Consider the following 23529-nt stretch of genomic DNA (forward strand, 5'->3'; position numbering starts at 1 on the left):
GAGCGTTACCGTCGAGAAATAATTCATCATTGATAATTTGAAATGCGACATCATCGCGCATTTCATGCAGCGGAAAACGTTTAGATTCCGCGATAGTAGAAATTGCCTTTGCGCCAAAACGCGAGTCGAGTAGTTCTGAGCGGAAATCCGTTAACAGCTTCTGGTCCATTTCGAACTCCTTAATTTTATTTGAAGGCAATAAAAAAGTAGGATTTATCTGGAATGGGTGCAAGGAGTTACGGGTATAATTTAAATAACAAAATCCTAAGCATAAATTGATTTATTTATATAATAAGAAAACACCAATAATATTAATACCAGAAATCACCGGATTAAGTTTAAATATATAATCAAGTAATTCCTGTTATTTATTTTAATTACCGAAAAGGATTTACTTCCTTCGGTATTTTTCCACAGATAACCGTTACTCGTATTTGTAACAACAACGATGCTCTTGCTTTTATCATGAAGTGCGTGAATATTCCGAAAATGAAAATTTGCAGAAAAACGTTTATCACTCATTCTCCTTATATATTAACGAGTTATATTTTTGACACATTAATAAACGTGATCTGCCGCACACTTTGCCCCCATCGACCGCAGCGAATGACTACTCTTAAAGGAAAGCCCGATAATTAGAGACGAATTTCGGAGGTCGGATCCTTATGCTCAATCAGAAAATTCAAAACATTAATCCAGATGAACTGATGATCGAAGTCGATCTCTGCTATGAGCTGGATCCGTATGAATTAAAACTGGATGAGATGATGGAGGCAGAGCCAGAACCCGAGATGATTGAGGGGCTACCCGCCTCTGATGCGCTGACCCCTGCCGATCGTTATCTCGAACTGTTCGAGCATGTCCAGTCGGCGAAAATTTTCCCTGACAGCAAAACCTTCCCCGACTGCGCCCCCAAAATGGACCCGCTGGATATCTTAATCCGCTATCGTAAAGTGCGCCGTCATCGCGATTTCGACTTACGCCAGTTTGTTGAAAAGCACTTCTGGCTGCCGGAAGTCTGCTCCAGCGAGTATGTATCAGACCCGCAAAACTCACTGAAAGAGCATATCGACCAACTATGGCCGGTGTTAACCCGCGAACCCCAGGATCATATCCCCTGGTCCTCTCTGCTGGCGCTGCCGCAATCGTACATTGTACCGGGGGGCCGTTTTAGCGAAACCTACTACTGGGATTCCTATTTCACCATGTTGGGGCTGGCGGAGAGCGGGCGTGAGGATTTACTGAAATGCATGGCCGATAACTTCGCCTGGATGATAGAAAACTATGGTCACATCCCCAACGGCAACCGCACCTATTATTTGAGCCGCTCACAGCCACCGGTTTTTGCGTTGATGGTGGAGCTGTTTGAAGAAGATGGTGTGCGCGGCGCGCGCCGTTACCTTGATCATCTAAAAATGGAATATGCCTTCTGGATGGACGGCTCGGAATCACTGATTCCGAATCAGGCCTATCGCCATGTGGTGCGGATGCCGGACGGCGCCCTGCTAAACCGTTATTGGGATGACCGCGACACGCCGCGTGATGAATCCTGGCTGGAAGATGTGGAAACCGCGAAGCACTCCGGTCGTCCGCCTAACGAGGTGTATCGCGATTTACGCGCAGGTGCCGCTTCTGGCTGGGATTACTCATCACGCTGGCTACGTGACGCGGGCCGTCTGGCAAGCATTCGCACGACCCAATTCATCCCCATCGACCTTAATGCTTTCCTGTTTAAACTGGAGAGCGCCATTGCCAACATCTCAGCACTGAAAGGTGAGAAAGAGACGGAAACGCTGTTCCGTCAGAAAGCCAACGCCCGTCGCGATGCAGTCAACCGCTATCTCTGGGATGATGAAAACGGCATCTACCGTGATTACGACTGGCGGCGCGAGCAGTTAGCCCTCTTTTCCGCTGCCGCTATTGTGCCGTTATACGTGGGCATGGCGAATCACGAACAGGCAGACCGCCTGGCAAACGCCGTACGTAGCCGTTTACTGACGCCGGGTGGAATTCTGGCGAGCGAGTATGAAACCGGAGAACAGTGGGATAAACCCAACGGCTGGGCGCCATTGCAATGGATGGCGATTCAGGGATTTAAAATGTACGGCGATGACCATCTGGGTGATGAAATCGCGCGTAGCTGGCTGAAGACAGTGAACCAGTTTTACCTGGAGCACCACAAACTGATCGAGAAATACCATATTGCCGATGGCATTTCCCGTGAGGGCGGCGGGGGCGAATATCCGCTGCAGGATGGATTTGGCTGGACCAACGGTGTGGTACGGCGCCTGATTGGTTTGTACGGCGAACCGTAATATTTTACAGCCAGCCACTAACAACCTGCTGGCTATAAAATTACCCTCTTCAGGAGGCGATATTTAACATCATCGCCGCCTGAGTGCGGTTTTTCACTTCCAGACGGCGGTAAAGCGATTCCAGATGCGCTTTAACCGTTCCGGTACTGATATTTAACGCCCTGCCGATCTCTTTATTTGATTCACCTGCCGCCAGCATAGTTAAAATTTCCCGCTGGCGGGCACTTAGCGATTTGAGGTCTTTTGTGTCTTTTTCCGGTGTAGTTCGCCAGTCTCCGGGCAGAAACATCATTCCCATCGCCGCGCTATTTACCGCCAACGCAAACGTCTCTACGGCTGAATCACGCGGTACAATTGCCATCACATTAAAATGGATAACTTCCTGTAACCATCGTTTGCTGCAATCTGTCGCCGTTATCAACACTTTAACATCAGGAAATTGCACTACGGTTTTTTGCAGTAACCAATAGCAAAACTCACCATCCTGATCACCATCAAGCATGACTAAGGCTTCAGGGGAGCTTTCCAGCTTTTGCCACAGTTCATCTGCCTGATCGACGCCCTGAATACTCACTCCAGGAATACGCTGCTGTAAGCTGATTTTCATTCCGTGAATAAATATTGACTGCCTGTCAAACATGATTATATGCATTACTGAATCTCCACCTGGATACGTTAAAACTCTTAAGTAGGGGAAGGGTATTACCCGAGAGGCAAAATAAGAATTCGCCATTTGGCGGTGGCCATTCTACAGATATGCAATGTGGAAAATAGTTACCGATATAAATAGTTACAGCTGACGGCCTGAAATTACATGTCGAGGGCATTATTTAAAACATTTTTGAGGATATCCTTATATCTTCGTCTGCCAGGCATTCAAATAAACCGTGATTTTCGCGAGAGCTGGCTAAATACCTGACCGCAAAACGATTAAATTGCGCACGAATAGCCAATACTACATTTACTATTTTGCAGGAAATTGCTGAAAAGACAGTCTTTCAAACGTTAATTTTCCTTTTCCGTGCAGCTAATCAGACATTTCCTTCTAAAAAATACCTGTATTAATCATTACTACATTGTGAAACCTTGCATTAGATGCTAGAAAAAACAATAAATAATGCGATATACGCGCTACTGTTTCGCTGTGAACAACAATCGGTCAAAGAAATGGATAAAATTCACGCAATGCAGTTGTTCATTAAGGTCGCAGAGCTGGAAAGTTTTTCCCGCGCAGCGGATTTCTTTGCTCTGCCAAAGGGAAGTGTTTCACGCCAGATACAGGCGCTGGAACATCAGCTTGGCACCCAGTTGCTGCAGCGCACTACGCGGCGGGTCAAACTTACCCCCGACGGCATGACCTATTACCAACGAGCGAAAGATGTGTTGAGTAATCTCAACGAACTGGACGGCCTGTTTCAGCAGGATACCACCAGCATCAGCGGCAAATTACGCGTCGATATCCCGCTCGGAATTGCGAAAAACCTGTTGCTGCCGCGCCTGCCAGAATTTCTTCATCAGTACCCAGGGATTGAACTGGAATTAACTAGCAGTGACCGGGCGATTGATATTCTTCGTGATGGCTATGATTGCGTGATACGCACGGGCTCGTTGCCCGACGAGGGTATTATTACCCGCCCCCTCGGCAAACTGACGATGATCAACTGTGCCAGCCCGCACTATCTGACGCGTTTTGGTTATCCGCAAAGTGTGGACGATCTGACTTCGCACGCGGTGGTGCATTACACGCCGCATTTGGGCGCGCATCCATTAGGTTTTGAGGTTGCCACCAGTAATGGCGTCCAGTGGTTTAAGTCCGGTGGCATGTTGACGGTAAACAGTAGCGAAACCTATCTCGCCGCTGGCCTGGCGGGTCTGGGAATCATTCAGATCCCCCGCGTCGCCGTACGCGAAGCCCTACGCGCCGGGCGGCTTATTGAAGTGTTGCCCAACTACCGCGCCGAGCCGCTATCCATTTCTCTGGTTTATCTCCAGCGGCGGGAGCTTTCCCGCCGTGTAAATCTGTTTATGCATTGGCTGGCTGGCGTAATAAAAGAGCACCTGGACTGACCGACTATACTTTTAAAGACAGACAACGACAGAAGGACTAAAGAGCGGATGACGCAGGAAAACGAGATCAAACGTCCCCCCCAGGAACTGGAACACGAGCCGATTAAACATCTGGATAATAGCGATAAAGGCAGCAAAGTCAGTCAGGCACTGGAAACCGTCACCACCACTGCCGAGAAAATCCAACGTCAACCAATCATCGCGCACCTGATACGCGCGACGGAACGCTTTAACGATCGGCTGGGTAACCAGTTTGGTGCGGCTATCACCTATTTCTCGTTTTTATCGATGATCCCGATTTTAATGGTGTCATTTGCCGCAGGGGGTTTTGTACTGGCTTCGCATCCGATGCTGTTACAGGATATCTTCGACAAAATTCTGCAAAACATCAGCGATCCGACGCTGGCGGCCACATTGAAAAACACCATCAACACTGCCGTTCAGCAGCGTACTACCGTAGGGCTTGTCGGCCTGGCGGTGGCGCTTTATTCCGGGATTAACTGGATGGGAAATTTGCGTGAAGCAATTCGCGCCCAATCGCGCGATGTCTGGGAACGTTCGCCGCAAGATCAAGAGAAGTTCTGGGTTAAATATCTGCGTGACTTTATTTCGCTGATTGGTTTGTTGATTGCGCTGATTGTGACGCTCTCGATCACTTCCGTTGCCGGTTCTGCGCAACAAATGATTATTAGCGCGCTGCACCTTAATAGCATTGAGTGGCTGAAACCAACGTGGCGGTTGATTGGCCTGGGGATTTCTATCTTTGCCAACTATCTGCTTTTCTTCTGGATCTTCTGGCGGTTGCCGCGCCACCGCCCGCGTAGAAAGGCGCTGATTCGCGGGACATTCCTTGCGGCGATTGGTTTTGAAGTGATTAAAATCGTGATGACGTATACCCTGCCGTCGTTGATGAAATCCCCCTCTGGCGCGGCATTTGGTTCCGTACTGGGGCTGATGGCGTTTTTTTACTTCTTTGCCCGTCTGACGCTGTTTTGTGCGGCGTGGATTGCCACCGCCGAATATAAAGACGACCCGCGAATGCCGGGGAAAACACAGCATTAAAATATGCCGCATGCGGCGTAAACGCCTTGTCCGGCCTACGAATTTATTCGACCTGGCTCCCCCTGGCCGGATAAGCCCCTGTAGGTCGGATAAGACGCGCAAGCGTCGCATCCGACACCGGCATCAAAACCATCAACCGGGTATTTTACTACCCCTCCTTACCATATCAGCATATAAATCCAGTTAGTAACTTTTATTTAACCTTAAACCAGTTTTATTCACCATTTATGAAATTGTGTGAAGCATTTCATAGAAGAAAAATCACTGGCCTAAACATTATCCCCTTTTTGCCTGATTTTTGAACATTTCCGCGATTTGTTACACATTGAAATATCACTTTTGCTGTGCGTAATATGGCTATTCGTTAGCCAAAAAATAAGAAAAGATTATGCAAGCAACAGCCACAACACTCGACAACGAGCAAGAATACACGCCGATAAACTCGCGTAATAAAGTCCTCGTCGCCTCCCTCATTGGCACGGCCATTGAGTTCTTCGACTTCTACATTTACGCCACTGCGGCCGTTATTGTGTTCCCGCATATCTTCTTCCCGCAGGGCGATCCCGCAGCGGCGACCCTACAATCGCTTGCCACCTTCGCCATTGCCTTCGTCGCGCGCCCCATCGGCTCTGCCGTATTTGGTCATTTCGGCGATCGCGTTGGGCGTAAAGCGACGCTGGTCGCCTCTTTGCTAACGATGGGGATTTCGACGGTGGTGATTGGTCTGCTGCCAGGCTATGCCACGATTGGTATTTTCGCCCCACTGCTGCTGGCGCTGGCTCGATTTGGTCAGGGGCTGGGATTAGGCGGTGAATGGGGTGGCGCAGCGCTGCTGGCAACCGAGAACGCACCACCGCGTAAACGTGCACTGTATGGTTCCTTCCCGCAACTGGGCGCACCGATTGGCTTCTTCTTTGCCAACGGCACTTTTCTGCTGCTTTCCTGGCTGCTGACCGACGAGCAGTTTATGAGCTGGGGCTGGCGCGTGCCGTTTATCTTCTCGGCGGTGCTGGTAATTATCGGTCTGTATGTTCGCGTGTCGCTGCATGAGTCGCCGGTGTTTGAGAAAGTCGCTAAAGCGAAAAAGCAGGTGAAGATCCCGCTGGGTACGCTGCTGACCAAACACGTACGCGTCACGGTACTCGGCACCTTTATCATGCTGGCGACCTACACGCTGTTTTACATCATGACTGTCTACTCAATGACCTTCAGTACCGCCGCCGCGCCAGTTGGGCTTGGCCTGCCGCGTAATGAAGTGCTGTGGATGCTGATGATGGCCGTGATTGGTTTTGGCGTGATGGTGCCGGTAGCCGGATTGCTGGCTGATGCCTTTGGGCGTCGTAAAAGCATGGTGATCATCACGACGCTTATCATCCTGTTCGCGCTGTTCGCCTTTAATCCACTGCTTGGTTCTGGCAATCCGATTCTGGTTTTTGCTTTCCTGCTGCTGGGGTTAAGCCTGATGGGGCTGACCTTTGGACCGATGGGCGCACTGCTGCCAGAGCTGTTCCCGACAGAAGTACGTTATACCGGGGCGTCGTTCTCTTATAACGTATCATCGATTCTCGGAGCTTCCGTTGCGCCATATATCGCGGCCTGGTTGCAGACTAACTACGGGTTAGGTGCGGTAGGGTTATATCTGGCGGCAATGGCTGGCTTGACGTTAATCGCCCTGCTGCTGACCCATGAGACGCGACATCAGTCGTTGTAATCTGTTTAATTGCCGGATGCCAGATATCCGGCAATTTCCATCACTTCTTCATCTGCGACAAAATGGTCCGGCACTGATTAGCCTCCCCTTCGGAAGGCGAGATCAGCGCCAGTAACGCCGCCGCAGGCGTCACCAGCGTTGCCAGTGCCGCCGCAACAGCACCTCGGGCAATCAACGGCCCAGCTTTCACCCCAGCCTGCGGATTTTTAAACGTCCCACGCACATACAGTGGCGAACGCAGCGTGATTATCCGAATCCCTTTACTCTCAGGATCAATAGTCAAATCCAGCTGTTCCGAAGCAAAACTTGCCGTGCCGGTAACATTAATCAACGCGTTCTCAGTATCAAAAGCAAAAATCTGCGGACGCGCCACGCCGTTAGCAATATTCAGATTTGCTGCCGCGCAGTTCACCCGCACCTCATCATCACCGAAAATCGCACCGACAATGTAGTTACCGACATTCAGCCCGACAATCTCCATCAGGTTACGGCTCACCAGCCCGTCATTCATCAATAGTTTCAGGTTTCCGTTACTGTTCCCCAAAAGCGCCGCCACTGAGTTACCGCTACCGCGTAGTTCCGCGTCACCGTTCATTTCCCCCAGCGTTTTTTGCATCAGTTCCACATCTGGCATCAGCTCTTTCAGTTTCAGCCGACGGGCCTGAATATCTGCCCGCCCCTGCATCGGTTTTTTATCGCCGTCCAGGTGGATGTTCGCTGCAATGCTGCCGCCCGCCATACCAAATTTCAGCGGTTGCAGACGCAGGTCAGCGTTTTTGAGGATGATATGGGTTGAAAGATCGCTAATCGGCAAACTGCTGCCATGCTCGATACGACTGCCTTTGAATCGAACATCGGCATCCATGACATCCCATTTATCGGTTTCGAAGCGGTCATAGGGCAGCACTTTGCCCGCAGGCTGAACGTTTTTCTCGCCCTTCTTCTGTTCAGATCGTTTCGACTTTTCCGCCCCTTTCCCGGAATCAACGCCAATCAACGGCCCTAAATCTGCCAGCCGCAATTGCCGCGACTCGACGTCACCTTCCAGTTTTGGCCGTGGCTTGCCGGTGGTATAGACCAGAGAACCGTGAATATCGCTATCACCAATACGCCCGTTAAAGCCACGATAATCAAAGAACGACGATTTTTCCGTGTCGATTTTCGCAACCAGCCGACCATCGGTTTCAAACGGTGGGGTATCGGGCAGCAGAACGCCTGTCAGTTCATAGAGTTCACCCAACGAATCACCGGAAAATTTAAGCCGTAAATCGACGCCGCCCATTTTCATTGGGTCATTCACGACGCCATCAAAAGCAACACGGGTATTACCGGAGCGAAAATCAGCCTGCACCGGAAACGGTGTCCCTTCGCCACGCAGCACCAGCATACCGCCAATTTTACCCGTGCCAGTGAGCGATTCACCGTTATAGCGCCCCTGCGCCTTCAGGCCAAAAACGTAATCGCCCACCTTTTCTTTCTCGTTCTTACCTTTCGATCCGCTGACTTCACTGAACGGTAACGGCTTGCCTAATGGATCAACAAAAATTTCCAGATCCGCTTTGCTGATTTTGTCATCAATGGCGATCCGCCCTTGATCGAACAGAATATTATCCAGCCGAAACGACCACGCCGACGGCTTTGCATCCGCGTCTTTGTTGTCATCGCTGGCGAGATTAAACGTCCAGTTGTTGTTCTTTTCTGAGAGGCGAATGAGGCGTGCGTCGGGCTTTTCCAGTTTGATCCACGGCAGCCAGACCGTTTTGGTCAGTAGCGCCAGAGGGGCCAGCGTTGCTTCTACCCGTGGCAAATGCACCATTGTGACTTCGGGAATGTCTGGCGGGTTGCCGAGAATGATGTCCTCTGCATGTACATGGGGCCACGGTACCCAGTTGCGCCAGCCGGTTTCCTGTTTCTGCCGCTCCCACACCACGCCCAGATCGCCACGAATAGCGAACGGACGATTCAGCTCCGCAGAGACTTTCTGATTGATGGTCGGTTTGAGTCGATTCCAGTCAAAAGTCGCAATCAAAATGATCGCCACGACGAGCAACAACAAGAAAGCCCCTGAAATCGCGGCGGTTATTTTGCCTGCCTTGCTCATAGTTCGCTTCCTCATATTCTTCCTGGGCCAGTCCTAAAGATAGTCCAGCCAGGCGGAAAATGAGGCGGCTACACCACCAGAGCCACCGTATCCAGCGTTTCTATCGGTGCCGGACGCGAAAGAAACCAGCCTTGTGCGGCGAATGCGGGAGAGTTCTGTACATCACGCCACTCCTCCTGCGTTTCTACACCTTCGACGATTACTCCGCGACAATAGCGATTCATCAAATGCAAAAGCTGCGAAAAGAGCGTACGGCCTTCCGGCGACTGGCGCAGCATCACAAACAGTTCGCGAGCGATTTTAATGTAGTCATAACGGACTTCACTTAGCGCGGAGAAATTTGCCATCCCGGTGCCAAAATCATCAAGCCATAGCGGACCAAATTCGCACATCGAGGCAAAGGTTGAATCTTTCGGCAGGCGGATATGTTCTACCAGTTCAAAACGCAGCCAGGGAAGGCGGTCAATCTGGCGAAAAATTTCCGGCTGCTGACGTAGGGCGAGAAGTGTCGGACCATCAATATTAACCGATGCCAGCAGGCCATGTTCAACAAAGAACACGGCTTTTTGCGCCAGCAAATCAATCTGTTCTTTCACCACATCCATACGATGTCTGATAGTGATTTCAGCAAAATAACGATCCGGCGGCAGTCGTTGCGAAGGGGCCTCAGGATGAGTAACGACCGTTAATAGCTCCACGGCCATCAACCGACCGGATGTCTGATAAATCGGTTGCCAGGTGTAAGCACGTTCACACTGCAACCAAAAGCGTCGTTCCTGCAAGCTTTCAATACTTGCTTCAGGATGGCTTATTCGCTGAATAACCTGCCTTATCATCGAAGATGTCCTGTATTTAAAAGTGATGCTGCCCGGACTCGACAAATGTTATCGGCGCACAACGCCAGAACTTTACCGCCCGAAGCGGCTAAATTTGCCCGTCCTGTGGCGAAATCTTCCAGGAATACGTTCTGGCTCAAAAAAATAATGGAACAGTGTTTTAATATAGTTGACCAGCAAACCACCACAGCGCAAACTAACGCTAATTTTTTACAGATCAGGTTCACGACTATGTCCAAAAAGATTGCCGTGATTGGCGAATGCATGATTGAGCTTTCCGAGAAAGGCGCAGACGTTAAGCGCGGTTTCGGCGGCGATACCCTGAACACCTCCGTTTACATCGCCCGTCAGGTCGACTCTACGGCATTAACAGTTCATTACGTGACTGCGCTGGGAACGGACAGTTTTAGTCAGCAGATGTTGGACGCCTGGCACGGCGAGAACGTCGATACGTCCCTGACCCAACGGATGGAAAACCGCCTGCCGGGTCTTTACTACATTGAAACCGATGACACTGGCGAACGTACATTTTACTACTGGCGTAACGAAGCAGCGGCCAAATTCTGGCTGGAGAGCGAGCAGTCAGCGGCGATTTGTGCAGAGCTGGCGAAATTCGATTATCTCTACCTTAGCGGGATTAGCCTGGCGATTTTAAGCCCAACCAGCCGCGAGAAGCTGCTTGCTCTGCTGCGCGAATGCCGCGCCAATGGCGGAAAAGTGATTTTCGACAATAACTACCGTCCGCGCCTGTGGGCCAGCAAAGAAGAGACGCAGCAGGTGTATCAGCGAATGCTGGAATGCACAGATATCGCCTTCCTGACGCTGGACGATGAAGACGCACTGTGGGGTCAACAGCCGGTGGAAGACGTTATTGCGCGTACCCATAAAGCGGGCGTGAAAGAAGTGGTGGTAAAACGCGGGGCGGATTCTTGCCTGGTTTCTATTGAAGGCGAAGGGTTAGTGGATGTCCCAGCGGTGAAACTGCCGAAAGAAAAAGTGATCGACACCACCGCTGCGGGTGACTCTTTCAGCGCCGGTTATCTGGCGGTACGCCTGACCGGGGGAAGTGCAGAAGAAGCGGCAAAACGCGGACATTTGACTGCAAGTACCGTTATTCAGTATCGCGGCGCGATTATCCCGCGTGAGGCGATGCCAGCGTAAAAACGGCCTATGAAAAAAGCTGGATAGCGTGTTCGTCCTCTATCCAGCTCTTCCATAACGCCTGATGATTGTGCTAACTCATCACCATCAGGCAGATCACGTTATTACTGCGCGGGTGGAATATCCGAAACTTCAGGATGCACGTCATCCGTGGCGACAGACGTCGCTGCAGCTGCAGTCGATGGGGCCATGATTTGATCCCATGCGGCCTGCAACTCTTTCATGTTAAATTCCGGCTCGCCTTTCGGCTGTAGCAGAATTAACGCCATGTCGTTCGACAACTGCTGACGCAGATCCTGATTTAACATCTCCACCGTCAGGCTGTTGAGGAAATCCTGACGCAGTTTCTGATATTGTTCCGGCGCGATATCGACAACCTGATTTTGCAACGAACGCATCCGCTGGCCCATCAGAATATCGGTATCAGCTCGCGCATAAGCAGCAAACAATTTCTGCAATTCCAGTTTCTTTTGCGCCACTAATGCATTGAACTCTTCTTCCGGCAGACCTTTATCACGAACTTTCGCCAGTTCACGCGCCACCAGATTTAGATTGCTGTTCAGTTTGTCGTTTGGCGACTCGATGTTGATGGCACATTGCGCACGCTGATACAGCACGCGGCAGTCAAAACCAAGACCGATATCTTTGCTGTTATTGGCGCTTAATGCTTGCTGAACATGCCAGAACAGCGCCTCACGGGCCAGGTCCGCACGCCAGTAGCGCAGGAGTGCCGCTGACTCACGAATCGGCTGCCACGGCGTATCCCACATGATGGATAACCGGTCCTGGCGCACCGCGTCGGTCATAATGCTCACCGCTTCCGCGCGCAGCGGAGAAAGCGTCGGCACCGGAGCTGGCGTTTCACGTTTGCCTTTCAGTTCGCCAAACGTTTTGTTGATTTGGTCGACGACTGAACGCGCATCCACGTTCCCCACCACCAGCAGCGTCATTGCATCCGGGGTGTACCATTTCTGGTAGAAGTCTTTAATCTTTTCTGCTTCAACGGGTTGTTTCAGCGGATCGGCAGGATCATGACCTAACAAGGTTGATCCTTTCAGACGATAACGCCACCAGCCTTCTTTGGTATCGGCAGGCCAGGTTGCCACCATGTCCTGACTTTGCAACGCATGGTTAACCGTTTCTGGTGTGATGGTCAGCTTGCCGGTTGTATTCGCCAGATAAGAGAGCGCTTCTTTCAGCAGATCGTTACGGTTATTTGGCAAACTAAGATTAAATAGCGTGGTGTCGTAAGAGACGATCACCGGCGGCATCGGGCGCTTAGGGTCGATCCCCTGTTGCCACAATGAACGTGCCTGTGTTGCATCCAGACCACCGCTTTGTGTCAGCGCGATGCGGGGAATAGCATGACTGTAACCGCTCTGTTGGGTACTTTCGGCGAGCGAACCGGTATTAACCAGCAGGCGAATTTCAACACGATCGCTGGGACGCTGGGGCGTGGTCAGCACTTGCCACTGTAAACCGTTGGAGAGCGTCCCCTGTTGCCATGCTGGATCAGGCTGGAGCGCATCTGCCTGCACATAGCCAGCAGTGGCCATCACCAGCAAACCGCCCGCTAAAAGTCGAATTTTTGTGCCCTGCATGTGAACCCCTGATCAACTATCCTGGTAATAAAAAACTGCCCGTTGTCGGTCAGTCTAAATGACATTAAAAACACTTCGTGTTAGACCGCAAGAATATGAAAATGTCACGGAAGAAGTGAAATAAACCTGAACTCACCCAGGTGGTAAGTTCAGGCACAGGGGTCAATTATGCGCAAACACCCGCACTCGGGGAAGGGAGTGCGGGTATAAGTGGTGAGATTAAGAGGATAATTCGTGCGTTTTGCCTTCCGGCGCACGATTATTCAGCACATCGTCCAGTTTTTTGTGGTCCAGTTCTTTAACCCACTTAGCGACCACGATGGTTGCTACGCCGTTACCGACCAGGTTAGTCAGCGCACGAGCTTCCGACATGAAGCGGTCAATACCGAGGATCAGCGCTAGCCCCGCCACCGGCAAATGGCCTACGGCTGAAAGTGTCGCCGCCAGCACGATAAAGCCACTGCCCGTTACCCCAGCCGCCCCTTTTGAAGAAAGCAGCAACACGACTAACAGCGTGATTTGGTGGACAATATCCATCTGACTGTTGGTAGCCTGGGCGATAAATACCGCCGCCATCGTCAGGTATATCGATGTGCCATCAAGGTTAAACGAGTAGCCTGTCGGGATGACCAACCCCACCACCGATTTCCGGCAGCCGAGTTTTTCCATCTTGTCGAGCATACGTGGCAGCGCCGATTCGGAAGACGATGTTCCCAACACAATCAGCAGTTCTTCGCGGATGTAGCGGATAAATTTGAAGATACTGAAACCGGTCGCTTTAGCGATCGAACCCAGTACCAGCACTACAAACAGGATACAGGTGATATAGAAGCAGATAATAAGCTGCCCCAGCTGCACCAGTGTTCCGACGCCGTATTTGCCGATGGTAAACGCCATCGCCCCGAACGCCCCAATCGGTGCCAGGCGCATGATCATATTAATGATACCGAAGATGACCTGCGAGAAACTTTCGATAACGTTAAAAATCAGCTGGCCTTTGCTGCCCAGACGGTGAAGCGCAAAACCAAACAGTACGGCAAACAGCAGCACCTGCAGGATGTTACCGCTGGCAAAGGCACCAATGACGCTCGCCGGGATGACATCCATAATGAAAGCGACAATGCCCTGGTCTTTCGCTTGCGCGGCGTAAACGGCTACCGCTTTCGCATCCAGACTCGCCGGATCGACGTTCATTCCAGCACCTGGCTGTACAACGTTAACGATAATAAGACCAATAATCAGCGCAATGGTACTAACAACTTCAAAGTAAAGCAGTGCGACTGCGCCGGTACGACCGACCGCCTTCATGCTTTCCATGCCCGCAATGCCAGTGACGACGGTACAAAAGATGACAGGAGCGATGATCATCTTAATGAGCTTAACGAAGCCGTCGCCAAGCGGTTTCATTTGCTCGCCTATTTCAGGGTAGAAATGGCCAAGGAGAATACCAATGGCTATCGCTGTCAGGACCTGAAAGTAAAGGCTTTTAAACAGAGAGGTTTTCATAGGGTGTCCTTTAGTAAAACCACAGGTCTTGTAAGGTTATGGGGTACCTGCGGCCTTAAAATAACACCCAGACAACATCACAGAAATGTACCTGGATCATAATTGAAACAAAAAGGTTAAAAAATTTGAGCTGGCTCGCACAAACCAGCACTTTTTAAAGTTTTGTAATCAGTTTGGGGTAGCTACTTTTCTTCCAGGTAATTCTCTTCGAAGATTTCGATGGGGAGTGGACGGGCAAAAAGGAAGCCCTGGGCAATACCAACGCCCGCTTTTGCCAGCCAGTCGCGCTGCGCTTCTGTCTCCACGCCTTCGGCAATGATTTGCAGATTCAGGCTTTTCGCCAGCATGATAATCGCGGCAATCATGCTGCTATCTTCCGGCAAACCATCAATGAACATTTTGTCGATTTTCAATACGTCCACCGGGAGAGATTTCATGTGCTGCAACTGACGCAGCCCTGAATAGCCCATACCGAAATCATCCAGTGCCACTTGTACTCCGGCATTACGCAGCGGACGAAGGATTGCCACCGCCGCGTGAGGGTCATCAATGCGTCGGCTTTCTGTCACTTCCAGAATCAACGTTCCTGGCTGGACACGATAGCGCGTTAGCAGTTCCAGCATATCCGCCACCATATTCGGGTGCATCAACTGCAGAGCTGAGATGTTTACTGATAATGGCAGCATAATGCCGCGCTCCTGCCAGGCGGCAAGCAGTCGGCATGACTCTTCCAGCACCCAGTGACCGACGGTAACCATCAGTCCACAAGACTCAATACGATCAATTAACCCATCCGGTAGGTCCCAACTCCCATCCGGTTGCTGGATACGCAGTAACACTTCCGCGCTGACTAATTTGCCGCTGGTCATCTCAACTTGTGGTTGTAACCAAATCGCAAATTGATGATTTTCAAGCGCATTAAGGATATCGCTCTCTTCCGTCAGCCGCTGTTGAGCGGCTTCCATCTGCTGCGGATCATAGAACTGAATCTGATTCTTCCCTTTATGACGAGCAGTAAACGCTGCAGAAATAGCACGACCATAAAGTTGTTCGGCGGTGATATCACCATAGAACATCGCCACGCCGATGTTACAGTGTGGGCGCAGTTGAATGCGATCAATCGGCAAACGCTCGCTCATGATAGTGAGCACTTGCTGACCTAAAGTAATAGCGTGCCACGGTTCCTGCACACCGTTGGCGATAACAGCGAAGTCATAGCCACTGACCTGCGCGAGGATCATGCGCGGCGACAGCACCGACTTGAGTTTTTCCACCAGCGTCAGTAGCAGGATTTCCCGCTGTGCCTCTTTCAGCACTCCGGCGGTGTCACGCAGGGTTTCGCAGGTGATAATCATCAGCGCAGTAGTCTGTTTACGCGTCACCACCTGTTCCAGCATCTCCATCAGCAAGGCTTTATTTGGCAAGTCCGATACCGGGAAGCGCATCGCGTTTTCGATCTGCTCTTCATAATGGCGCTGCAACAATTGCTGGTTAAGGTTATAACTACGCACCAGCATGCCTATTTCATCGTCCTGATGCAGACGCGGCAACGCCAGTTGATGGCCGACAATCTCCTGCGGCGGAATGGCGTTAAGCTCACGGGCGATATTACGTAAAGGGTGCAAAATCAGCCGATTAATACACCAGCTAATCGCCACTGTCAGGATGAGCGACAAAAGTAAGTAAATGGTCACTAACGTGGAGAGCGTGCTCATCACGAACTTATACATGCGGAAGGAGTCCGCCTGTAACACCAGATAAGCAATCGGTTGTGGGTTTGCCGGGCGCTCCAGCGAGTAGACGCCCAGCGAGATTTGTACCGGTAGTTCGAGCAGCCGGGTAACCATTACCGGCACCGGGCGTTCAGGAATAAAACTTTTACGCAGCGCCTGGAACTGGTTAGGCAGCACCACATCTGCGCGGCTGACCACGCCCGCAGGTTTAATGCTGGAAAGAATGGCCTCCGCCTGGGGAATATCCCCCTTGAGGATAGCTGAGGACAAAGGTTCGCGGACAGAACGAGCAATGCTTTCCAGTTGCGTAGCCGTGTTATAGCGATTCTGCTGTACCAGGTGGAACAGCAAAACGGTGCAAAAAACAAAGACAAACACCAGGACAACGGCCGCCACCATTGCCATCTGTTTGATTGTTAACGAACGACTAACGCGCAAATTATCTCTCCCCCGGAAATCCAAGACTGCCGCCCGAGTATACCCGATCGCAGCGGCATTAAGAGAGGCGCTATCTGAAAACTTACCAGTCGGCGTAAGGTATCAGCGGCTGTGGCGGTAAATCCATATCGCCCTGCCATCCGGCGGCAGAATACCGTACGTAGAGCAGGAAATGGCTTGGCGCATAATCTTTCGCCTGTTGGATATCAATCGCCGTGCCGACAAACCAGTTGGATGTGACGCGCCGTTCAAGTAACGCTCGCGCCGTATAGCCAAAGCCCTGGCTGCTGCCGCCACCGTTGGTCTGGTCAGCGGCGTCGTCTTTCCAGTCGTTCGGGATCAGGTTCATCAGCGGATAACGCGGCATGGTTTTGGTGCGCGAATGCGACCACGAGCCAGACGCGCCCAGCTCCCATGACCAGTTTTCCGTGCGCTCACGCCACATCACCGGTACGGCAAACGACAGATATTCCTGCGGGCTGTAGTAGCCGCCCTGCCCAAGTGAGTACCCACTCAGGTCTTTGTCGTAATGCCAGATCATGTTGTTAAGACCGATAGTGACGCGACGATTATTCTGGTTGATGACTTTATAGTAATAGCCCGTCATCCAGCGCACACGCCAGTTATCTTCGACATTTTTGCCGGTTAACTGGTCGCCGCTAAGTGATGCCCAGACGCCGTTTGCCTCGCCTTTATCATAGCTCAGGCTTAACCCCACACCATCGGCACGCACACCGCCCCATTTTTTCCCGGTATTGCTCGGAGAGTCTTTTTGCCCGCCGAAGGCCAGTAATGAACTGGAAATAGGTCGGCGATGGGCGTTAACGGTGTAACCAAGCGGCCCGATATCGTCGCTGTAACTGATGCCACCGACCACATCCACCACGTTGAAGCCCATCGGCGTGGTGCCGATATCCCAGCTCCAGACGTCATTTCGCCAGCCGACCGCCACGCTTGCGCCGGAATCCGACTGGCTGCGGTTGCCGCTACAGTCCTGTAACGTACAGGTACCCCAGTTGTTATCCCATTTACCCTCAGCGTCGGCGGAAAAACTGCCGACATTCATATTGACGAAATCACTGCGAAAGAACATCCGTCCGTCAGAATACGGCGCATCCACCTGCAACATAGTGGTGTGCGCTTTCAAATCAGAGTAACCGCCAGTGCCGCTCGATCCCCAGTAATCATGCTCCAGGGTGACGTTAAGATCCTGCTGACGGTAGAGATCCGCCGCATCGCTACGTACACCACGTTTCAGCCAGTCATCTTTCTCATCATTACGCGTCAGACGGGTAAAGGTGTCGTTATCCTGCGGACGCGTCGTGGTCACACCGGATGCGACCATCGCGTCTTTGTAGGTTTCCAGCGCCTGCTGCGGATCGCCCGCCTGCGCTTCAAACTTCGCACCATCACGCAGTACCATCGCGCTTTCCATCGACGGCGGCTGAGATTTTGCCTGCGGGATCAGCTTGTTAAACGTCTGCTGCGCCGCTGCGGTATCGCCAAGCTGCGTCTGTACCAGCGCCACGCGCCGCTGGGTATTCAGCGAAGCATTGTCCGTTGCCGGGAGTTTCGCCAACTGGCTACGCGCCGCAGCTTTATCGCCTGCAGCAATGTCCACTTCCGTCAGCCCAAGAATGGCGTCGACGTTAGTTGGCTCGCGCGTCAGGACGTTCTGATACGCCGCGCGGGCGGTGGTGTAATCGCGCCGTTGCTGCGCCCAGTCGGCCAGGGTGAGGTCAATGCGCGTGGAAGGCGGTTGCTGGCGCAGCATCGCTTCCGCTTCGGCTTCTTTGCCGCTTTCACGTAGGCGATTAGCTGTTTCCAGCACCTGATCGCTTTGCAGCCGGTTTACCAGTTCATGAATATTGCTGTTCCACTGCGCGCGCGGCAGGCTGTTGATATGCGCCAGTGCCGCCCGGTCTTGATCATGGCCGGAGAGATACAGCCCGTAGGCGTAAACCTGCTCCGGGTCGTTCGGCTTCTGATGCGCCAGATTGCGCATCAGAGTATCAGCCTGACTGCGTTGTCCAGCCAGCCAGAGATCCTGCGAAAGTCGGTAAGTAATCCACACACTGCCGGGGTCCAGCGCCAGCCGTTGCCGCTGAAGTTCTGCCGCCTGCGCCCATTTGCCCTGTTTTTCCAGCGCTTCGGCCTGCTGTGACAAACGGTCGTTTTGCAGGCTGCGTTCGATGTCGTCAACGCTGCGCCGCTGGCTGGCAGAGAGCGAGGCAATAAATGCTTCGGCCTTTTCCGGCGATTGCTGGCGATAGAGATTCGCCAGACCGCGCACGGCGTTGGTGTTGCCGCTATCCATCCGCAGCGTCTGTTGATAATAACGTTCGGCTGCGGGGTAATCTTTCCGCGCCATCGCCACATCACCCAGCCCCAGCACCGCATAGCTGTCGGTGTTATCGACACTGCGCGCCTGCTGGAACAACCGTTCCGCCTGATCAGGATTGTTCGCTTTAAGCGCGGCATCGCCCTGCTGGATCGCCAGCCAGTAGCGGTTCACTTTCAGCAGGCTGTTCCACTTATCGTTGTTGCTACTGTTCGGGTCCAGCGCGAGGGCTTTCTCCAGATTAGCCACCGCATTCGCGCGATCGCCTTTCTGGGAATACGCCTGGCCCAGCGCCCCAAGGGCTTCACTGTCTTTCGGGTTAGCGCGCACTGCCTGTTGCAGTTCAGGAATGGCTTTACCTGCCATGCCAGAGTCCACTGCCGCTAAACCTTGCGCACGAGCGCGGAAATTAGGATCGGCCAGTTGTTTTTGTTGTTCTGCCAGTTGCGATTGCGCCAGAGCCACACTATCGCCATCGCTAAAAATTGAGAGATATTTTTTCAGCGCCTGCACGCTGGCATCACTGACAGGCATGTCTTTTATCTGTGCGTACCAGATTTTAGCGGCCCCATCACGCCCGGCGTTGGATTTCGCCATCTGCTCCAGGACGGCAAAACCTTCGTCACGGCGATCGCTGCTAAACAGCAATAACGCCAGATTGTTTTGCAAGCCCGTATTGCCCGGCGTATCCGCATTGATGCGTTTTAGCTGATTAATCGCTTCGCCACGGCGCGCCGGAATTTTCGCCACTGTACTCCAGTACTCGACGGCAATATCTCCTTCCGGCGGCGCCCCGTTGAACAGTTTGTTGTAACCTGCTACGGCTTCTTCCGCATGCCCGGTGGTGGCTTGCAATCGTGCCTGTTGCAGTGCCTGACGACCATCCGGCGTGGAAAGCAACATCGTAGTCCGCGACGATTTGTAAGCGTTCGAACTCGGCGCTAATTGCGACAATCGGTCGAGTTGTTTTTGCGCCCCATCAACATCCCCCTGCCGTAACAGAGAGCGAAAGCGGGCAGCAACGACGTCCGGGTTATTCGGATCAATAAGTTCCAGACGATACAGCGACTGCTGCACCAGGTCTTCGCGATGAGTCGCTTCGCCAACTCGTACCTGCTCCAGTAATTGTTGCTGGGCGGTTGGCGCCGCCTCGACCATCGACATCACAGCCAGACCGAGAGAAAGTGTGAGGATATTTAGTGTGAATTTGCGCATTCCTGGCCCCAGTCCGGTAATAACTCACCTTTTGTCGAGAAGCGGAAACGGTGCTGATCCCAGCCTTGTCCGAACAGGGTCAGCACATAATTGTAATAGGCATCGCTGCCAGGAAAGTTATCTGCCACACGCTGGCGCTGTACAGCCTGCGCGTCACGGTCCTGAAGAAACGGCAACATAGCCGCAGAAAAACCTACCGGCCCTTTACCCTGAGCTTTACCCGTAGCGACATCAACTTTCTCCGGCGGATAGCCGTTCTTCTCAGTAAATGTTGCCATCGGTTTAAAACGGTTGAGCATCAGCGCTTTTTGCGGATCGCTGTCGGGCATCATGCCAACCCACATATAAACGCGAATGGCGTCATAGCTGCTGATCAGCGTTTTTTCAGCTTTCAGCTGCCAGCCTTTATCTTTTTCATAACGCACCCAGTCAGGCGAAAAACCTTTCGGGGCAGTCTCCAGCAGCAAACGTTGATTCGTTTCGCGCAGCGTAGTCCAGGGCGTGCCAAAGCGGGTGAAATACTGTGCCAGCGTCGGTGGTAGATAACTCGGATTCAAACGCCAGGTATTATTTTCGGCAAAGCCGACTTTTCCCGGTAATAACATGGAGCCCAGCCCCGGCACCGTCACCACTTCCTCTTGCGCAATGCGCTTTAACAATGCGCTGCCGATGTCGGTATAACGTTGCTCTTTCCACAATCGGCCCGCCTCAAGCAACGACCAGGCCATCCAGATATCACCATCAGAGGCCGAATTGCTGTCCAGCACTTCCCACTTACTGTTCTCTTTTTTGCCCCACAGCCAGGCAGGTAAATGTTCGTTTAAGGAACCCTGAGCAAGATTGTTCTGGGTCCAGTCAAGTAGGTTGTCAAATGTCGCACGATCATTAGCCGCCAGGGCAAAGAACATGCCGTAGCTTTGCCCTTCAGAAGTGGTAATTTTGCGTGCGTCACTGGGGTCAATGACACGCCCTTCCTGACTGATGTAATCCTTTTTGAACTGCTCCCAGGCAGGCCAGTTGCAGGCTGCCTGAACACTGAAGGCAGCCAACAGCAGCATCGTCACGATCCCACTACGCAAAACTTTCATCATCTATTACTCGTTATCCGGATTAAGACGACGACGGCTGATGATGCGCAGCAGACGCCACAGTACCCAGGCCAGCAGCACCACGCTGATTGCCGCCAGTATCGCCAGCAGAATCGGATGGTTCGCCAGTGCGTACCATAAACGTTCAAACCACGGCAGATGACCGACGTAATAGACGTCACCAACGCGCAGGCTGTTAACACCGGACTCGCGAATCACCGCTACGGAACCAAACATAGTGGCGCGTTTACCGCTGTCGTTCACCGCATCGTTGAGCATCTCGTAACCGCGTGGACTATCCGCCAGTAACGCAATTACGCTGCGCTGGTCGTTATACGGTGACTGGAAGCCAATCACCGCCGCCATCGCGCCAGAAGAGGTCAGTGTGGACTGCGTTTCTGCTGCGCGGTCGTTTTCGTCAGGCACAATGCCGGGGAACGGAGTCTGTCGCATCGGTGTTTTCACCCAACTTTCGGTAGCCTGCACCAGTAGATCGATCTGCTTGTCATCTTTTAATTTGTCCGGGATACCGCCGATTATCATGATATCGACGTCTTTCCCCTGAATGGTGCTGCCGTCATCGGTCACCGTCAGGTTGATCGCCGGGAAGCCCGTCTGTGCGCCAATAAAGCCCACGGTATTAAGCAGCGTTTCCATCTGTGCTTCGTTTGGCGTTTTTGGCATCACGGTGATGGTTTGCGACAAATCCGCCATCCGGCTGAACGGGAAGCCCGCATTGGCAAACGCGCGCAGGTCCGGCATCGGAATGAAGTGGTAATACTTCGAGAAGTCGATGGTGGAGTCGTCGCCAATCACCACATGGTTCTGCACCGGCTGGAAGGTAATACAGTTATCCACCGAACCGCCCGGCATTGGATTCATATACTCAAAATCGAAACGCAACTGGTTGGTCGCCCCCAGTTTCAGCGCCGGAATGGAGACATCGGTTTTACCATCCAGCAAACCTTGCAACACTGGAATCCGCAGCAGCAGGCGGTTCGCCTCCTGTTTACTGCTCAGGTTGAAAGATTGCAGGAACTGGTTGTTCAGGCTGATATCCATCCGCGAGCTGTCTTTTACCGGCGGCATGGTGTAGCGATAGTTGATATCCATATCGATACCGGTGCTGCGCATCAGGTAGAGATCTGGCGGCAAGTTCAGCGAGATATTAATCGCTGCCGGCTCCAGCCCGCTGGACTGCAACTGTTCTTCATAGGTTTTCAGCTCACCAAAGGTGACCGGACGATCGGTACGCACCCAGTTCGGCGCATCGTACGGTTTACGCGGCAGCAGCGGTTTAACATCGTTCACCACTACGCTGTCGCCACGGAACAAAATATTGCCCTGAGCAATGCCTTTCGCCGCCTGCAATAGATCTTTGTCGTCACGCCCAAAGACCACCAGCAGTTTGACGTAAGGATTTTCCGGATGGTTGATCATCTCAATCACCGGGGCTTTTACTGCCGGATGATCGCGCAGGAAGTCCGGGCGTTTGTCGTTAGTCGCAAAAACAATCGCATTGCGGTCCGGAAGCTGATTATAGAGTACCGGGAAGTTCTGCCCACGCCAGCCAGAACGGGAGCCAAACCACGACGCAACAATCGCCGAAGCCTGTTGCAGACCAACATCCGGCGCACCCGCAAAGACCATCGGCAAGATGTTGGCACGGTTATCTCGCGGGTCAAAGAACGGGATCGGGAAGTGTGACAGGTCATTTTTCACATTCAGTGATTGATACGTCAGATCCAGTCCACTACTGCGTCCAACATCCAGCCAAAGCGTGGTGCTGGCTGGGTTTTCACACACATCCTGATAATGACCGACAAACTCCAGCCGCACACGGTTGAAGTCGGTAATAAACAGTGGGTTAATTGGCATTTGCGCCAGCGTCTTTTTACCCAACTGTTCTTTGGTCACTGGCAGCACGCCCATCAGTTCATCATTGAGATAAACCTTTAACTGCGACTGGACAGGCAGTAACGATGGGGATGGCGTGTATTCGAGGTTGAGCATCGCCTTCGTCACCACTTCATCGCTGCGCATACCAAACTCAATGCTGCCGTTCGGGTTGATACCACGCAGCACCATGCTGCCCGGCGGCGGCGCGATTTGCGCAAAGGTCAGCTTCACATCGCGTGAAGGACCATTCTGCGCCACAATGGGCGCGTCCGCGCCCTGCACGCCTGGCATCACCTGTCCGACCCGCGGATTTTGCTCCGCCTGGGCAGGCACAGTTGACTCAGCATTGATCAGTGGTTGCGTTGCTGGCGTCGCCTGCGTCATGAAGGAGGGGAATACGCTCATCCCCATAGCCACTGCACAAATCCAGGATAGTTTTCTTTTCATCGCGTTAT

At 52.3% G+C, this 23529-nt stretch carries 14 protein-coding genes and 1 pseudogene; 5 read left to right on the forward strand and 10 right to left on the reverse strand.

Annotation, left to right across the window (positions count from 1 at the left end):
* Positions 1–169, reverse strand: a pseudogene (locus tag H9644_RS17420) (glutamate decarboxylase); the annotation flags it as partial.
* 496 nt (positions 170–665) lie between these two features.
* Between H9644_RS17420 and H9644_RS17425 the strand changes: the two are divergent.
* On the forward strand, positions 666–2315 hold the full coding sequence (locus H9644_RS17425; RefSeq protein WP_191775650.1) for an alpha,alpha-trehalase: 1650 nt from the start codon (positions 666–668) through the stop codon (positions 2313–2315).
* 49 nt (positions 2316–2364) lie between these two features.
* Here H9644_RS17425 and H9644_RS17430 read toward each other — a convergent pair whose 3' ends face one another.
* The gene (locus H9644_RS17430; RefSeq protein ID WP_064527789.1) at positions 2365–2967 is read right to left on the reverse strand and encodes a helix-turn-helix transcriptional regulator; all 603 of its coding nucleotides are present in this window, start codon (positions 2965–2967) and stop codon (positions 2365–2367) included.
* A 515-nt stretch (positions 2968–3482) separates the two neighbouring features.
* On the opposite strand from H9644_RS17430, the gene H9644_RS17435 reads away from it, so the two are divergent.
* From H9644_RS17435 to H9644_RS17445, 3 genes are all read left to right on the forward strand, one after another.
* Positions 3483–4382: a LysR family transcriptional regulator gene (locus H9644_RS17435; protein ID WP_225221444.1), complete on the forward strand. Its 900-nt coding sequence runs from the start codon at positions 3483–3485 to the stop codon at positions 4380–4382.
* A 48-nt stretch (positions 4383–4430) separates the two neighbouring features.
* Complete coding sequence (gene yhjD / locus H9644_RS17440; protein ID WP_191775654.1) at positions 4431–5444, forward strand: inner membrane protein YhjD; 1014 nt, start codon at positions 4431–4433, stop codon at positions 5442–5444.
* A gap of 388 nt (positions 5445–5832) precedes the next feature.
* A complete protein-coding gene (locus tag H9644_RS17445) occupies positions 5833–7155 on the forward strand; it encodes an MFS transporter (protein ID WP_064527793.1) in 1323 nt (440 codons plus the stop codon).
* A gap of 40 nt (positions 7156–7195) precedes the next feature.
* Here H9644_RS17445 and H9644_RS17450 read toward each other — a convergent pair whose 3' ends face one another.
* Together H9644_RS17450 and pdeH are read right to left on the reverse strand one after the other, a co-directional pair.
* The gene (locus H9644_RS17450) at positions 7196–9256 is read right to left on the reverse strand and encodes an AsmA family protein (RefSeq protein WP_191775656.1); all 2061 of its coding nucleotides are present in this window, start codon (positions 9254–9256) and stop codon (positions 7196–7198) included.
* Positions 9257–9324: 68 nt separating this feature from the next.
* Complete coding sequence (gene pdeH / locus H9644_RS17455) at positions 9325–10092, reverse strand: cyclic-guanylate-specific phosphodiesterase (protein ID WP_191775658.1); 768 nt, start codon at positions 10090–10092, stop codon at positions 9325–9327.
* A gap of 231 nt (positions 10093–10323) precedes the next feature.
* On the opposite strand from pdeH, the gene kdgK reads away from it, so the two are divergent.
* Positions 10324–11253 (forward strand): 2-dehydro-3-deoxygluconokinase, encoded by a 930-nt coding sequence (kdgK, locus tag H9644_RS17460; protein ID WP_064528019.1) that lies wholly within the window; start codon positions 10324–10326, stop codon positions 11251–11253.
* A 104-nt stretch (positions 11254–11357) separates the two neighbouring features.
* Here kdgK and H9644_RS17465 read toward each other — a convergent pair whose 3' ends face one another.
* The 6 genes from H9644_RS17465 to bcsB all read right to left on the reverse strand — a co-directional run bounded on the left by H9644_RS17465 (position 11358) and on the right by bcsB (position 23521).
* Entirely contained in the window at positions 11358–12854 is a 1497-nt protein-coding gene (locus H9644_RS17465; RefSeq protein WP_064527798.1) for a M16 family metallopeptidase, read from the reverse strand.
* A gap of 219 nt (positions 12855–13073) precedes the next feature.
* Entirely contained in the window at positions 13074–14360 is a 1287-nt protein-coding gene (dctA, locus tag H9644_RS17470) for a C4-dicarboxylate transporter DctC (protein WP_064527800.1), read from the reverse strand.
* 182 nt (positions 14361–14542) lie between these two features.
* Positions 14543–16531: a biofilm formation regulator HmsP gene (gene hmsP / locus H9644_RS17475; RefSeq protein ID WP_074399493.1), complete on the reverse strand. Its 1989-nt coding sequence runs from the start codon at positions 16529–16531 to the stop codon at positions 14543–14545.
* Positions 16532–16613: 82 nt separating this feature from the next.
* Positions 16614–20087: a cellulose synthase complex outer membrane protein BcsC gene (gene bcsC, locus H9644_RS17480; RefSeq protein WP_191775660.1), complete on the reverse strand. Its 3474-nt coding sequence runs from the start codon at positions 20085–20087 to the stop codon at positions 16614–16616.
* A complete protein-coding gene (gene bcsZ / locus H9644_RS17485; protein ID WP_191775735.1) occupies positions 20069–21175 on the reverse strand; it encodes a cellulose synthase complex periplasmic endoglucanase BcsZ in 1107 nt (368 codons plus the stop codon). Before bcsZ ends, bcsC begins: the two co-directional genes overlap by 19 nt.
* A 6-nt stretch (positions 21176–21181) precedes the next feature.
* On the reverse strand, positions 21182–23521 hold the full coding sequence (bcsB, locus tag H9644_RS17490; protein WP_191775662.1) for a cellulose biosynthesis cyclic di-GMP-binding regulatory protein BcsB: 2340 nt from the start codon (positions 23519–23521) through the stop codon (positions 21182–21184).
* Between the last annotated feature and the right edge of the window lie 8 nt (positions 23522–23529).

The organism is Escherichia whittamii, from assembly GCF_014836715.1.
In the GTDB taxonomy this organism is placed as follows: domain Bacteria; phylum Pseudomonadota; class Gammaproteobacteria; order Enterobacterales; family Enterobacteriaceae; genus Escherichia; species Escherichia whittamii.

What these genes read in the sequence shown, in the direction of transcription:
- bcsB (WP_191775662.1), bottom strand. Translation starts at nt 23,521, where the DNA reads ATGAAAAGAAAACTATCCTGGATTTGTGCAGTGGCTATGGGGATGAGC.
- H9644_RS17425 (WP_191775650.1), top strand. Translation starts at nt 666, where the DNA reads ATGCTCAATCAGAAAATTCAAAACATTAATCCAGATGAACTGATGATC.
- kdgK (WP_064528019.1), top strand. Translation starts at nt 10,324, where the DNA reads ATGTCCAAAAAGATTGCCGTGATTGGCGAATGCATGATTGAGCTTTCC.
- H9644_RS17435 (WP_225221444.1), top strand. Translation starts at nt 3,483, where the DNA reads ATGGATAAAATTCACGCAATGCAGTTGTTCATTAAGGTCGCAGAGCTG.
- pdeH (WP_191775658.1), bottom strand. Translation starts at nt 10,092, where the DNA reads ATGATAAGGCAGGTTATTCAGCGAATAAGCCATCCTGAAGCAAGTATT.
- yhjD (WP_191775654.1), top strand. Translation starts at nt 4,431, where the DNA reads ATGACGCAGGAAAACGAGATCAAACGTCCCCCCCAGGAACTGGAACAC.
- H9644_RS17450 (WP_191775656.1), bottom strand. Translation starts at nt 9,256, where the DNA reads ATGAGCAAGGCAGGCAAAATAACCGCCGCGATTTCAGGGGCTTTCTTG.
- dctA (WP_064527800.1), bottom strand. Translation starts at nt 14,360, where the DNA reads ATGAAAACCTCTCTGTTTAAAAGCCTTTACTTTCAGGTCCTGACAGCG.
- bcsC (WP_191775660.1), bottom strand. Translation starts at nt 20,087, where the DNA reads ATGCGCAAATTCACACTAAATATCCTCACACTTTCTCTCGGTCTGGCT.
- H9644_RS17465 (WP_064527798.1), bottom strand. Translation starts at nt 12,854, where the DNA reads ATGCAGGGCACAAAAATTCGACTTTTAGCGGGCGGTTTGCTGGTGATG.
- H9644_RS17445 (WP_064527793.1), top strand. Translation starts at nt 5,833, where the DNA reads ATGCAAGCAACAGCCACAACACTCGACAACGAGCAAGAATACACGCCG.
- H9644_RS17430 (WP_064527789.1), bottom strand. Translation starts at nt 2,967, where the DNA reads ATGCATATAATCATGTTTGACAGGCAGTCAATATTTATTCACGGAATG.
- bcsZ (WP_191775735.1), bottom strand. Translation starts at nt 21,175, where the DNA reads ATGAAAGTTTTGCGTAGTGGGATCGTGACGATGCTGCTGTTGGCTGCC.